Origin of the sequence: Gemmatimonas aurantiaca, from assembly GCF_037190085.1 — a bacterium.
GTDB classification, from domain to species: Bacteria; Gemmatimonadota; Gemmatimonadetes; order Gemmatimonadales; family Gemmatimonadaceae; genus Gemmatimonas; species Gemmatimonas aurantiaca_A.
Genome location: NZ_JBBCJO010000012.1, coordinates 1 through 13,552, shown reverse-complemented (window position 1 = coordinate 13,552; position 13,552 = coordinate 1). Strand labels below are relative to the sequence as shown.

The 13,552-nt window shown below is 62.6% G+C and carries 12 protein-coding genes; all 12 read left to right on the top strand.

What is annotated here, in order from left to right:
• The first annotated feature begins 2 nt into the window (after positions 1-2).
• The 12 genes from WG208_RS14765 (at position 3) to WG208_RS14710 (ending at position 13,384) form a co-directional block, all read left to right on the top strand.
• Positions 3-1,535, top strand: coding sequence for an ATP-binding protein (locus WG208_RS14765; RefSeq protein WP_337172147.1), 1,533 nt, complete (start codon positions 3-5; stop codon positions 1,533-1,535).
• 343 nt (positions 1,536-1,878) lie between these two features.
• Entirely contained in the window at positions 1,879-2,703 is an 825-nt protein-coding gene (locus tag WG208_RS14760; protein WP_337172146.1) for a helix-turn-helix domain-containing protein, read from the top strand.
• Between the two features lie 104 nt (positions 2,704-2,807).
• A complete protein-coding gene (locus WG208_RS14755) occupies positions 2,808-3,944 on the top strand; it encodes a hypothetical protein (RefSeq protein ID WP_337172145.1) in 1,137 nt (378 codons plus the stop codon).
• A 1,060-nt stretch (positions 3,945-5,004) separates the two neighbouring features.
• A complete protein-coding gene (locus tag WG208_RS14750; protein ID WP_337172144.1) occupies positions 5,005-5,955 on the top strand; it encodes an ATP-binding cassette domain-containing protein in 951 nt (316 codons plus the stop codon).
• Entirely contained in the window at positions 5,952-6,686 is a 735-nt protein-coding gene (locus tag WG208_RS14745; RefSeq protein WP_337172143.1) for an ABC transporter permease, read from the top strand. The genes WG208_RS14750 and WG208_RS14745 overlap by 4 nt, the downstream gene beginning before the upstream one ends.
• Positions 6,687-6,978: 292 nt before the next feature.
• Positions 6,979-7,704 (top strand): energy transducer TonB, encoded by a 726-nt coding sequence (locus WG208_RS14740; RefSeq protein ID WP_337172142.1) that lies wholly within the window; start codon positions 6,979-6,981, stop codon positions 7,702-7,704.
• Between the two features lie 33 nt (positions 7,705-7,737).
• A complete protein-coding gene (locus tag WG208_RS14735) occupies positions 7,738-8,469 on the top strand; it encodes a MotA/TolQ/ExbB proton channel family protein (protein WP_337172141.1) in 732 nt (243 codons plus the stop codon).
• Positions 8,470-8,548: 79 nt separating this feature from the next.
• On the top strand, positions 8,549-9,013 hold the full coding sequence (locus WG208_RS14730; RefSeq protein WP_337172140.1) for a biopolymer transporter ExbD: 465 nt from the start codon (positions 8,549-8,551) through the stop codon (positions 9,011-9,013).
• 2 nt (positions 9,014-9,015) lie between these two features.
• Complete coding sequence (locus tag WG208_RS14725; protein WP_337172139.1) at positions 9,016-9,423, top strand: biopolymer transporter ExbD; 408 nt, start codon at positions 9,016-9,018, stop codon at positions 9,421-9,423.
• A gap of 179 nt (positions 9,424-9,602) precedes the next feature.
• Positions 9,603-10,472, top strand: a complete 870-nt coding sequence (locus WG208_RS14720) for a hypothetical protein (RefSeq protein ID WP_337172138.1) — start codon at positions 9,603-9,605, stop codon at positions 10,470-10,472.
• Positions 10,473-10,601: 129 nt separating this feature from the next.
• Positions 10,602-12,086 (top strand): amino acid permease, encoded by a 1,485-nt coding sequence (locus tag WG208_RS14715; RefSeq protein WP_337172137.1) that lies wholly within the window; start codon positions 10,602-10,604, stop codon positions 12,084-12,086.
• Positions 12,087-12,097: 11 nt separating this feature from the next.
• Complete coding sequence (locus tag WG208_RS14710; protein ID WP_337172136.1) at positions 12,098-13,384, top strand: cation:dicarboxylase symporter family transporter; 1,287 nt, start codon at positions 12,098-12,100, stop codon at positions 13,382-13,384.
• The last annotated feature ends 168 nt before the right edge of the window (positions 13,385-13,552 follow it).

Genomic DNA, 13,552 nt, shown 5'->3' with positions numbered 1-13,552 from the left:
CAGTGAGTTCCATCCGCGCCCGGCTGACACGCGCATGGACGGCGGCGTTTCTGCTCACGCTGTTCGTGTTTTCGCTCACGTTGCTGGCGGTGCGGCGCGAAACGCTGTACCGCGAGCTCGAGGCGAGGGTGCAGGTGGAGGCGGATCAGGCGGTGCGGGCCATCAATGTGGCCCGCAACACCGGCACGGAGCCGGTGATGGCGCAGAAGGACCGGCTGGCCGGCCCGTCCATCGGCATGCGCATGAGCGCCTTCCTGTCGCTGCTGGAAGGCTACGTGCTGGTGCAGGACAGCACGGGGTACGACATCTACGCCTCACCGGCGGTGCAATCGCTGTCCACCGACGACCGGAACACGTTCAGCACCGCGGCCCGCGCCGCGCATGCCGACCGCGCGCTGCGACGCGTGGAGCTGCACTCGGACGAAGTCCTGCTCGCCACGCGGGTCGTGCCGCTCAGCGACAATGCGCGGTATCGCGTGTACGCCGCCCTGTCCACGCGCAACATCACGTACACCCCGCCCGAACTGATCGGCCCGATGTTCGTCATCACGCCGCTCTTGCTCGTGCTGTCGGTGACGTTTGCGTATCTCATCGCCGGTCGTGCCTTCCGGCCCATCGATGTGCTCATCGACCAGGTAGAAGCCATCACCGACGGTCGGTCGTTGCACAGCCGCCTGGGCGTGGCCGCCGCGGGCGACGAGCTGATGCGGTTGTCGGAGACGCTCAATGCCTTCATCGGACGACTGGAAAAATCCTTCGGCGCGCTCAGACGGTTCACGGCCGATGCGAGTCATGAGCTGAAAACCCCGCTGGCCGTCATCCGGGCCGATGTGGAGCGCGCGATGTCGCCATCCACCACCGAAGTCGATCAGGCGATCTCGCTGGAGGAAGCGCTGCAGCAGGTGACGCGCATGGCCGATCTGGTCGATTCGCTGCTGACGCTCGCCCGGGCCGACGAAGGCCGTTTCGATCTGTTCCGCGAGCCGGTGGAACTGGAGCCGCTCGCCCGTGAGGTGCTGGAGACGGCACGTCTCCTGGGGGAGGATCAGGGGCTCGAGATCGACGCGCCCGTGCTCGAGAACGCCGAAGTGCTGGGCGACGTGACCCGACTCCGGCAACTGTTCCTCAACCTCGTCACCAATGCGATCAAGTACACCCCGCGCGGAGGGAAGGTGGAGATTGCGCTGGCGCGGGACGCGGCGGTGGTGCGTTTCTCGGTGAAGGATTCAGGGATCGGCATTGCCGCGGCGGATCTGCCGCATATCTTCGAGCGCTTCTGGCGTGCGGATCGGGTGCGTTCGCGGGCCAGCGAGCGTGGCGGGTTCGGGCTGGGGCTCGCGATCTCGCAATGGATCGCGCAGGCGCATGGCGGCACTCTCGAGGTACAGTCGCGACTCACGCGCGGCAGCACGTTCACGGTGACGCTGCCGCTGGCCGGCGAACCGGGCTCGGGCATGACGGGGGAGTATCAGTCGGTGGTGAATCTCGTGGAGTCGGAGATGCCGGAGGAGGTGGGGGGAGGAGCGGCTCAGTAGCGGTCGGACTGGTCGTTCCTCTCCTACCAGGACCAGAATTCGATATTCATCTGGTTGACCTCAACACCGGCGGCAATGACCGTCGTTCGGAATGGTCGGCAGATGTTGTGGCGAGAGGTATGGCTCCCGCCATATGACATATTCTGTAGTACCTTGGGCGTATGTTTGTGCAGGAATCCAAAACCCGTTTCCCAACAGAGCCAGTATTCTTCCCAGGAACAGTTCTGGATTGGGGAAAATACCTTGTGATGTCCGTCTGATACCTAATAAGGAGCGGAACGGACCAAGATGGCACCGTTCGAATGCCTGTGGCGGTTTCACGCTTCAATACACGTCTTTCGCCATGGTTCAGATCTTCGCTGTGCAGATGCCGGAGGAACTGCTGGGAAGGATGCGGAGAGCTTTTCCCATAGATTCCGAAGTCGTTCGGATTTCAGGGACGGAACAGTGCAACGAGGTTCCGGATATGCAACGCACAAGCGTGGTGCTGGCGCCAGTACCTGCCTACGACGACCAGTACCTTTCGGAGCGACTGGGGATGCTGCGTAAGCGGTATCCTTGGGTTCCCCTCGTAATGATCGATACGGGAAGGCGGGTGGACTTAGATGCCACCATTCGAGTGGTTCAGTTTGGAGCCTCGACTGTAGTCGACATGAGCGCCGCCGATTGGCGGGAGCACTTGGAGCGATCCATCATCGCTGGACGTCACGCGTCGCTATCGCGGGCCGTTTGGGAGATGGCGGATCTATTCCTGTCTGATGCCGAGGCGAGACTCTTCAAGGAAGCGTTGCATCTGGCTCACGCACCGTTTTCCGTGACGGACTTGGCTGTGGCTTGCAACTTGCCGGAACGGAGCCTTCGCAAGTATTGCGAACGGGAAGCACTGCCTTCACCGCACTGGTTCATGGTATGGTCAAGACTCCTGCTGGCGGCCTACCTTCTGAGCACGAATCGTTTGAGCGTAAAAACGACCGCGCAACGGCTGGGGTTCTCCACCTCCAATCATCTGCTCTCGACTTTTGGGCGATATACAAGGTTGGGAGCACGCGAGCTCCAAGCCCCGGACGGATTCAGGATGCTCTGTGATAGCCTAGCTGCATCCGCGCGAAAACAAGGCGAAGAGAGGTGGTCGAGAACGAAAGAGGCCACACCTACTGCCGATCGATGACATCTCCCGTTTCCTCTTGTCAATCATTCCACAGCCAGGGATTGTCGGTCGAAGCTTTTCCATGGCCGAAAATGACATGCTCTTGCCGATTGAGATATTGCACCGTGGAACTTTGGAATCAATACTGGCCATTGATAGCAATTCTTGGTCACTTGACGTCGAGAGTAGAGATGATGCGACGGACAACTCTCCTCACACTGTTTGTTTGCGGCGCTTGCGTCGACTCCGATGCGCGCGATGCCAACCGCGGTGTCGTTGTTAAGACCAGCACCAGTGTGATTGATGATTCCGCGGAGGCGAAAGTGACTGTTCCGACATGGGCGGGTCATGTGGATACATTGAGGCTGAGTGAATCGGGGGCACATATGATCGTAAGCCCAATTCGGGTTGTGCAGGATGGACATGATATTCTCGTCGTCGACCCCAAAGAGAGCCGCCTCGCGGCTTTCGATTCAATGGGAAATTTGCGCTGGGAACTTGCCCGAAAAGGGAAGGGTCCGGGGGAATTGGAGCTACCAATCTCGGTGGCACCTACCTCGGAAGGATACTGGATTGCCGACATCTTCAATGGCCTTTTTCTGGTGGATAAGAACTCCCGCGAGGAAATCAGGCGGTTGAGACCGGGGTCAAATGCTCTTCAGGGAATTCTCGCGATCGATGACTCCACACTTGTTCTTGTCGGTCGCGGTGGGCCTCAGGGCAAACAGGAGACATGGATACATGCCATCAATACGCATGATGGCAAGTCGAGGTGGAACGCGATTCCGGTAGCCCCTCTTACAGATCCTGCTTCTCGGTCCCTTACTTTCGCTTCCATTAGTCGTTGGCGAGATCGCCTGTTGTTGACAATCTCGCTGGTTGACACGATCTATATGGTCGGACTGGACGGGGCCGTACTTGCCCGTCGAGCTGCCCATATTGTCGATCGCTCTTCTGTTGCACATTTGGGCCGAGAGCGACCATCACCCAGAGCATTGGCGGATGTTGTTCGCTTGACAGGAGCCTATCTTCTCGATGACTCGACAATGGTTGCGTCATTTCAGCGAGGATCCGCTCGCGCGCCGCGATATGGAATGGCCTTGTTGCGTGAAGGCGGAGCTTCTGCAACCTCGACCAGAACATTCCCTGGTCCCTTGATAGTCGGGAACTCGGAGGGCGTGTTGTATGGTGCATTTGCTGACCCGGAGCGGCCGAATGTTCTCGTCCGCTTCGAAGGGATGTTCCAAAGAGGTACGCCGTGAGAATTCAAGTCACGGTAGCGTATGCCATGTCTGTTCTGATCGGCTGCTCTGCTTTTGAGAAGTCGGGCGAGATGCGGAGTCTCAATGTTGGGGACACTCTCTCTACCGTCTCTTTGGGTGCTCCCACGCTGGTCTGGATCGTCCAAGAGAAAGACTGCACATCTTGCAATAGTCCGGGGTATTTCTGGAGGGCTGCGCGTATGCGTTTCGGAAGTGCGTTGCGGTTCGAGGTGCGACTCATCGGGACCGTGGACTCGTCCGTGGCAAACCTCCTGAGATCCGAACGCGTCGACGCAGTGGTTCGAGGTATCGCTGACGGTAACGACCCGTTGCGAGCGGCACTACCCGCTATGGTGTTGGTGCAGCATGACACGATTCGTGTCGCATGGACTGGAAACAGTTCCAAGATGAACTATGTGCGACTGGCCTCGGGGAGCTCGTTGGCAGAAGCCTTGGATTCGATAGCGAAGCACGTTGCCCTGTCAGGCATTCACCCTTAGCAACAAAGAGGATGCGTATGAAACGATTCAGGACTGCCTTGTTGACCGTTACCCTTCCACTTGCACTGTTGTCGGTTGGAAGTGCGGACGCTCAGGGCTCGAAGCGCGAGTGGCACGATTGGGTTGGGCCGCTCGACTGGTGCGGTTTCGACTGCGATGCCGGAGAGGCCTGCTGCAAGGTAATCGCGGTCGAATAGGAGATCACGGCTGGTAACGTCGCGGTGGGATTGCAGTTCAACATCCAGCGCCAGACAGGGCAACTGGAATCCTGCCGACATCCCATAACTTGAGGACAACGGAGGTCGTATGAAGCGGGTCTTTCGTGTCGGTGCAATGTTGTTGCTGGGACTGGCGACATACGGTACAGTCGCACAGTCGCAGGGTGGTGCCTCGGTGAAGTGGGTGGACTTCCAGGATTGGGGGCCGATCGAGTTCTGCGGCTTCTCCTGCGATTCCGGCGACACCTGCTGTATGATCATAATCTACGCGGAGTAAGAACGGGGTACCGGAAGACCCGTCAGTCTTCCGGTATCACCTCGTCCCTGAACGGTCTGATCGCCTTGTCGACGCTCTCCAAGCCGGTGGTCTGTCTCGACCTCACCCGCACGTTTGCATCGGGCGACGGGCTGCACGCATTCACACTCTCCATCGACGAGGGTGCGCTGCACGCGGTGGTGGGCCCCAACGGTTCGGGCAAAAGCACGTTGCTGCGTCTGCTCACGGGACTGCTGCGGCCCGAATCGGGTGAAGCGCGCGTTTTTGGCGAGCGCGCCGATCGCGCCGATGGCGCCGCGTTGCGACACGTTGGTGCCCTGGTGGATTTCCCCGCGTTTTACACGTCGGTCTCGGCGCTCGAGAATCTGCGCTACATCGCCGATCTGCGCGGTCTTCCACGTTCGCGCGTGGAGATGGCGCTCGACGCTGTGCAGTTGCGCCGTCCGCGCCATCAACTGGTGCGCGACTACTCCATGGGCATGAAGCAACGCCTGGGACTCGCCGCCGCGTTGCTCGGTGAACCGCGGTTGCTGATTCTCGATGAACCCACCAGCAGTGTCGATCCCACGGGTGTCGAAGACATCGAGGCGCTCCTGTGTGCGTGGCGCGAACGGCATGGGACGACGGTGCTGTTCACCAGTCATTCCTTCGATCAGGTGGAGCGCCTGGCCACGCACGTGTCCATTCTCGCCAGTGGCACACTGCTCGGAAGTTTCGGAGCGCACGATGGCGCGGCGTTGCCCACTACGGTACTGCTCGATGTGCCGGCGGACTGTGCTGTGGAAGACCTGGCCGCGCAGATCGGCATCGATGTGGATTGCGTGGTCCGTACACCGTACGGTCTGCAGCTGCAGGGACTCGAACTCGGCCCGGATGACGCCGGTCGTCTGCAGGCGGAACTCGTTACTCGCGGCATCCGCATTCTCGACTGGCGACGGGGGATGTCGGCCTGGCGTCGGGCACTGCGCCTGCAGATGGGTCGGCAGGCCGCCGATGGGCGTGAGGGTCTTTCGTGAACGCGCAGATTCGCATCGCTGCGGCGTTCGAATGGCGACGACTGCGTCGCTCGGGGAGTTTCGTGGGGCTCGCTTTCGGCGCCATGCTGCTGGCGTTCGGGCTGATGTTCACGGCACGTCCCGATGACATGCCGTGGCGCCTCGAGCTCGACAACTGGCTGGTGGAGGTCAGTACCACCGTCTGGTTCGCGGTGATGTATCCCCTGATGATGGTGGTGCTCGGGGCGCAGGTGGGTGCCACGGATATCGCCACCGGTGCGATCCGTTTGCCGTTGCTCGTGCCCGGCATGCGACGCGTGATGGTGTTCGGCAAGTTTATTGCACTCACCCGCGCCGCCTGGACCCTGGCAGCGCTGTTCTTCGTGGCCGGATGTGTCACGATCTTCGTTCACGCGGGCATGGGCACACTGCAGGAGCCGATGAACACGCTGAAGCAGCTGGCGCGTGTCATGGTCCTCGGCGTGCTGGCCTCCACCGCCTGGTGGACGCTGGTGCTGTATCTCGCCATCCGGCTCCGGAGTGCGACCGCGGCCGGCGGAGTGGCATTTCTGCTCTTGTTGCTGGGGTGGATTGCCCGCGGGCATTTTGGCGCTCTTACAGAAAGGCGCTGGCCGGGCTGGTGGGGTGTCGCGGTCGCGGAGCATGTGGTGGTGCTGGTTCCCGCCGCGCTCACGGTGGTCGCGCTGCTGTGGAGCGCCCAGCGGGCCATGCGGAGCCTGGAGGTCCGGTAGGCACGGTAGGCACGGTAGGCACGGCGACCGTGCCGAACCGGACGTTCTTCGGGTGCCTGTGGCTGAATTCGCCAGCCAGCCGTCCTGACCGATCGGCGGGGCCCTGCGATAAGTCCTCTCCTGTCAATCCCCTCCGAGAAAGCATTTTGTGAGGGGAATACTAACCTCGGATTAATCCGATCCTAATGTTCCGTCCATTGCCGGATCATTTCCGTTGCGTAGAATCGCCAAGTCGGTATTCGGTCACTCCGATCGAACCCGAGATCCGTAGCCCGTACCCCGGACAAGCGAGATGTTCAACAACCTGCTTGAATCGAAGGCGAAGAAGCAGAAGCGCTTGGGTGGGTCCATCACCTCGATCATCGCTCACGCCGCTGTGGTGGTGGCGTTGGTCATCGTCACGAAGAACGCTGGCATCGTGAACGAGAAGCCGAAGGAAGAGAAGGTCGACTTCGTCGAGGTGAAGAAGGACGAGCCCAAGCCGCCCGAGCCGGAGAAGCCGCCTCCACCGCCGCCCGACGCCGTGGCCGCGCCGCCGCCACCCAAGGGATTCCAGGTGCTTCAGGCACCGCCGGAAATCCCCAACATCATCCCGGAGATCGACCTGTCCAAGAAGGTGACGGACGAGGCGGACTTCTCGGGTAAGGGTGTGCAGGGCGGTATCGCGAAGGGTGTCGAAGGGGGCAAGGGGCCGGTCCCGCAGCAGGCGGCCGACCAGCCGTACTTCGACTTCCAGGTGGAAAAGCCCGTCGTCATGGCGCCGGGCGCCCAGGGCCCGTCGTACCCCGACATGCTCCGGTCCGCCGGTATCGAAGGCACCGTTCTCGCCCAGTTCGTGGTCGACACCACGGGCCGCGCCGATATGAGCACCTTCAAGGCGCTCAAGTCCGACAACGACCTGTTCACGACCGCCGTGAAAAACGCGCTGCAGCGCATGCGTTTCCTGCCGGCAGAAGTCGGTGGCCGCAAGGTGAAGCAGCTCGTGCAGCAGCCGTTCCAGTTCTCGCTCAACCGCTGAGTTCTTTCCTACCGTTTTGCGGAGATCCGTCTCATGAACATGTCGTTGATGGAGCTGTACCACTCGATGGGCTGGTTTGCCAAGGGCATCGTCTTCACGCTCCTGGCCATGTCGGCGTTCTCGTTCACCGTGCTCATCCAGAAGTGGTGGTCGATGCGCAAGGCGCAGGCCGAAACGCGCAAGTTCGCCCCCGAGTTCTCGCAGTTCCTCGAAGAGGACAACCTCAACGAGGCGATCAAGCTGGCCGAAGGCTACAAGAAGTCGCACGTCGCCCGCGTCCTCGGTGGCGCACTCTCCGAAATCCGTCCGCTCATCCAGGACGGCTCGGTGACGGTGTCGGACATCAACTCGGCCGAACGTGCGGTCGAGCGTGAAATGCTGATGACGGTCGTCGACCTGAAGCGTGGTCTGGGCGTGCTGGCCACCGTCGGCGCGACGTCGCCGTTCGTCGGTCTGCTGGGCACCACGATGGGTATCGTGAATTCCTTCACGGGTATGGCCACGTCGGGTGCGGGCGGTATCTCCGCCATCGCCGCCGGTGTCGCCGAGGCGCTCATCACGACGGCCATCGGTATCGGCGTCGCCATCCCGGCCGTGTGGGCGTTCAACTACTTCCAGACGAAGATCGACAACCTCACGGCCGAGATGACGTACACGTCGAAGGAAATGATCGACTACCTCATCAAGGGTGTCTCGGGCGAGTTCGGCCGTTCGCGCTTCACGCGCGAGTTCAACACGGCTGGCCAGCAGACGATCTCGCAGTAAGCCGCACCCTATCACGCGATCTGCCGGTGAGCGCCTCGTCTGAGGCGCTCCATCGGCGGTGTCATCACGGAGTCGCACCATGGGCATGAGTGTGGGTGGCGGCGGCGGCGTAAAGGCCGAGCCGAACGTGACCCCCATGATCGACGTGATGCTGGTGCTGCTCATCATCTTCATGATCACGATCCCGCAGATCAATGCGGGTTTCACCGCGGTCCCGCCGGAAGGGCAGAATCTCAAGCCCCACCCGGAAGAAGATGGTGATCAGGTACTCGGTATCGACGATCAGGGGCGGTACTACCTGAACAAGCAGGCAGTCCGCAATGAGGACCTCGAAACCCTCGTGCGGGAGATTTATGGCAAGGAGCGCGACGACTACATCATGTACGTGAAGGCCCACAAGGACCTTCAGTACCTCAAGGTCGTCGACGCCCTGGGTGTCCTCTCGCGCGCCGGTGTGCGCGTGGCGGCGCTCATCACCGAGCAGACACCCGGTACGGAATCGCTCGTCGAAAGCGATCGCATCCGTCCGGGGGGGAGTCAGTAACCATGGGGATGTCTACTGGCGGCGGTGGCAGCAGTCTCAATAACGAGATCAACGTCACGCCCATGATCGACGTGCTCCTGGTGCTGCTGATCATCTTCATGATGATCATCCCCATGAGCCGCAAGGCGATCGATACGCAGCTTCCCGACCCGAATCCGCAGCCGTCGCAGCCGAACGTGGCGCCGGATCAGATCGTGCTCGAAATCCTGCCGGATGAAAAGTTCGCGATCAACAAGGAAGATGTGCCGAAGGATCAGTTGCTGACGCGTCTGAAGTCGCTGTACGATCCCCGTCCCGAAAAGATCATCTTCGTGAAGGGCGACACCATGGTGAAGTACTCGGATGTCATCTGGGCCATGGACCAGGCACGCGGCGCAGGGGTCAGGGTCATCGGCGTCGCGCCGAAGTGACCTGAACACGACCTGACATGACCGGGATGGTGGAGCCCTCGGGCACTCACCACCCACATGCGGTGTCTTATTACGGCGGGTGAACCCCACAGGGCTCGCCCGCCGTAGTACGTTCGGCGTATTGCGCTCCGCGTATTCTGCTCGGCGTAGTATGTTTCATTCGCCCTTTCATTCTCCGCATGGACGCACAGCCTCCCATTTCCGGCGCGGGGGCGCATTCCGGCGCCGGATTGCCCGAGCCACCACACGAGCGACCGCGGTATCGCCCCCCCATCGGCGTACCCGTCGGCAAGCAGCGCCGTGTGCGGAGCCTCGTGCTCTCGGTGCTGCTGCACCTGCTCATCATCGCCCTCCTCATCGTGCCGTTCACGTCGCCGGAGACTTTCCGCGAGGTGCTCGGTGCCGGTGGGCTTGGCCCCGCCGGCGGCGGGGGTGGGGGCAACAAGGGCACGGGTGGGCAGATGAAGCAGGAGCGCATCCAGTTCGTGAAGGTGCCATCCGCTCCCACGCCAGCGGTCACGCCGCCCGTGATCAAGCCACCGGAGATCAAGCCGCCGGTGGTGCCCCCGCCGACTCCGCCCCAGCCCACACCTCCCCAACCCACTCCCACGCCGCCGTCGCCAACGCCGGCCACCGACGCGACCGACGCAAAGTCGGTCACCGCCGGCTCCGGCGGCGGTTCGGGCACGGACGGCAGCGCCGGCAGTGGGCCGGGCAGCGGCGGTGGGGTGGGCACCGGGGTGGGAACGGGGCGCGGCAGCAGCGTCGGCCCCGGCACGGGCGGCGGCACGGGAACGGCGTATCCGCCGGCCCCCACGGAGCTCTTCCTGCCGCCGTTACCGGTGCCCAGCAAAGCCCGCGGCACCATTGTCGTGACCTTCGATGTCGATTCCACCGGCAAGGTGCTCGATCTGCAGTTCGAGCCCACGAAGGACGGGAGTTACAACAGGAAATTGCGTGAGGCGCTGGCGGCCATCCGGTTCCGCCCCGCCGTGAATGCACAGGGTGTGCCCATTCGGGCCAGGACCGAGATCACCTACTCGCTGTGATCCGTGCGTGGCGATAGGTTGCAGGGCGTTTCTCTCCCCCGACCTCGCCGGTAACGCCCCGTCGGCCTCTCACGGTCACGCGGGCTCCGCAGGTCGCAGACGTTCCCACCTCATCTCCCAGCAGACGTCATGGGTCTGTTCGATCGGAAACCGATCGCCGCCCCCGACAATGGTGAGCATGGCATGCGCCGCACGCTTGGCGCCGGCGATCTCATCATGCTCGCGATCGGCGCGGTCATCGGTGCGGGAATCTTCTCCTCACTGGGCACCGCGGCGGCCGGCGAAACGCTCGCCGACGGCACCGTCGTGCGATACGGCGCCGGTCCCGCGCTGGTCCTCTCCTTCGTGCTGCTGGGTGCCGTGTGTGGTCTCGCGGCCCTCTGCTACGCCGAACTGGCTTCCATGATTCCGCAGGCGGGGAGTGCGTATGCGTACTCCTACGCCACACTCGGCGAGATCGTCGCCTGGGTGGTGGGATGGGCGCTCATCCTCGAGTACGCGGTCGGCAACGTGGCGGTGGCCATCGGCTGGAGCGGCTACTTCACGTCGCTGCTGTCGGGGTTCGGCATCGATCTGCCGGGCTGGCTCACGCACGGGTACTGGAACGTGAAAGCCAGTGGGGATCCGGCCATTCACGGGCTGCTCGAGAGCGCACCACGCATTGCCGGAATTCCGGTGCTCGTCAACCTGCCGGCGTTCGGCATCGTGGCAGCCATCACCGCGCTGCTGATGCAGGGCGTGAAGGAAAGCACGCGCGCCAACAACATCATGGTGGTGGTGAAGCTGCTCGTGCTCGCGTTGTTCGTGATCGTGGGCGCCATGCACATCGATCCGGCCAACTACAAGCCGTTTGCGCCGAACGGATTTCGCGGCATCCACCAGGGTGCCGCGATCGTGTTTTTTGCCTACATCGGATTCGATGCGATCTCCACGGCCGCCGAGGAAACCAAGGACCCGCAGCGCAATCTGCCGCGTGGCATTCTCGGGGGACTCGCGGTCTGTACGCTCATCTACGTGATCGTGGGCGCGGTGGCCACGGGTCTGGTACCGTACGAGCAGTTGCGCAGCTCCGATCCGCTGGCGAAGGCGCTATCGATGGCGGGGCTTTCCACCGCGAGCTGGATCGTGGCGGCCGGTGCGACGGTGTCGATGGCCGCGGTGCTGCTGGTGTTCCAGTATGGTCAGCCGCGCATCTTCTACGCGATGGCACGTGACGGTCTGCTGCCGCGGTTCGCGGCCAAGCTGCACCCGAAGACCCGCACGCCGCACATCACCACGCTCATCACCGGCGTGGCCGTCGCGCTGGGTTCGCTCGTGGCCGACGATGCGGCCACCTACGATCTCACGAACATCGGCACCCTAGCCGCCTTTGCGGTGGTGTGTCTCGGCGTGCTCGTCCTTCGGATACGGGAACCCGATCGGCACCGTCCGTTCCGCGTGCCGTTCTTCTGGGCCGTGACGCTGCTGGGCGCAGGGGCCTGTGTCTTCGTGATGCGGGGACTGCCATCCAGCGCCTGGATGGCGTTCGGCGTGTGGATGGTGATCGGTCTCACGTTTTACTTCGCGTACGGCTTCCGTCATTCGGTGCTGCGCAATCCTTCCGACAACCGCTGACCTTCGACTTCATGGCTCATATCTCCGTCTCCACCGCACCGGCGCCGAAGGGTAAACAGGGCTTTCTCGGCATCAGTTTTTCGCAGTGGATTCTGATCTCGATGGTGGTCGGCATCCTCATCGGGTGGCTCGCCCCCGATTTTGCGCCGAACCTCAAGCCGCTGGCCAACATCTTCCTGCGCATGATCAAGTCACTGATCGTGCCGCTGCTCTTCAGTACGCTGGTGGTGGGGATTGCCGGCCACGGCGACGACATGGCGAAGGTCGGCAAGCTGGCGCTGCGTTCGATCATCTACTTCGAGATCGTCACCACGCTGGCGTTGGCAATCGGTCTGTTCGCGGTGAATCTCGTGAAGCCGGGGGTGGGACTGCAGATCGCGCCCGATACGGGCAGCGGTGAGGAGTTCCAGGCGCTGGCGTCCCGCACGCCCACGTTCTCCTCGGTGCTCGAACACACGGTGCCGCAGAGTTTCTTCGAAGCGGCCGCGCAGAACGAAGTGCTGCAGATCGTGTTCTTCGCGATCCTCTTCGCCGTGGCGCTGGCGCGGGTGGAAGGCGATTCGAAGAAGACCATGCTCGACTGGCTGCAGTCGCTCAGCGATGTCATGTTCAAGTTCGTCGGCATCGTCATGGCCTACGCCCCCATCGGTATCGGTGCGGCGATCGGCGTGACGGTGGGCAAGAGCGGTCTCGACGTGATGCTCAACCTGGCCAAGCTCGTGGGCACGCTGTACGTGTCGCTGGTGGTGTTCATTCTCGTGGTGCTGTTGCCGATCGCGCTGCTCGCGCGGCTCGACATCAAGCGGTTCTGGCAGCTGGTGAAGGAACCGTGGCTGATCGCGTTCTCCACCGCATCGAGCGAGGCGGCGTTCCCGCAGGCCATGCAGGCCATGGAGAAGTTCGGCGTGCCGCGCCGCATCGTGTCCTTCGTGCTGCCCACGGGCTATTCGTTCAACCTCGACGGCAGCACGCTGTACCTGGCCATCGCCTCGGTCTTCGTGGCACAGGCGGCCGGGATCGACATGCCGATCGGTCAGCAGTTGCTGATGATGCTGACGCTGATGCTGACGTCGAAGGGCGTGGCGGCCGTCCCGCGCGCTTCCCTGGTCATCCTGTCCGGTGCGCTGGCGCAGTTCGGTCTGCCGCTGGAAGGCATCGCGGTCATTCTCGGCGTGGACGCCATCATGGACATGGCCCGCACCTCGGTGAACCTGCTCGGCAACTGCCTCGCCACCGCGGTCATGGCGAGATGGGAAGGCGTACTCGGGGAGGGGCAGTCGGAGGAAGCGGCGGCGTAACAGCGGGAGCTGGAACGACGGGAGCTGGAACGACGGGAGCTGGAACCACGGGAGCTGGAACCACGGGAGCTGGAACCACGGGAGCTGGAACCACGGGAGCTGGAACCACGGGAGCTGGAACCACGGGAGCTGGAACCACGGGAGCTGGAACCACGGGAGCTGGAACCA

Bases quoted from the DNA above. Each gene is read 5' to 3' on its own strand.
- WG208_RS14760 (WP_337172146.1), top strand. From the start codon at position 1,879: ATGGTTCAGATCTTCGCTGTGCAGATGCCGGAGGAACTGCTGGGAAGG.
- WG208_RS14740 (WP_337172142.1), top strand. From the start codon at position 6,979: ATGTTCAACAACCTGCTTGAATCGAAGGCGAAGAAGCAGAAGCGCTTG.
- WG208_RS14735 (WP_337172141.1), top strand. From the start codon at position 7,738: ATGAACATGTCGTTGATGGAGCTGTACCACTCGATGGGCTGGTTTGCC.
- WG208_RS14730 (WP_337172140.1), top strand. From the start codon at position 8,549: ATGGGCATGAGTGTGGGTGGCGGCGGCGGCGTAAAGGCCGAGCCGAAC.
- WG208_RS14725 (WP_337172139.1), top strand. From the start codon at position 9,016: ATGGGGATGTCTACTGGCGGCGGTGGCAGCAGTCTCAATAACGAGATC.
- WG208_RS14720 (WP_337172138.1), top strand. From the start codon at position 9,603: ATGGACGCACAGCCTCCCATTTCCGGCGCGGGGGCGCATTCCGGCGCC.
- WG208_RS14715 (WP_337172137.1), top strand. From the start codon at position 10,602: ATGGGTCTGTTCGATCGGAAACCGATCGCCGCCCCCGACAATGGTGAG.
- WG208_RS14710 (WP_337172136.1), top strand. From the start codon at position 12,098: ATGGCTCATATCTCCGTCTCCACCGCACCGGCGCCGAAGGGTAAACAG.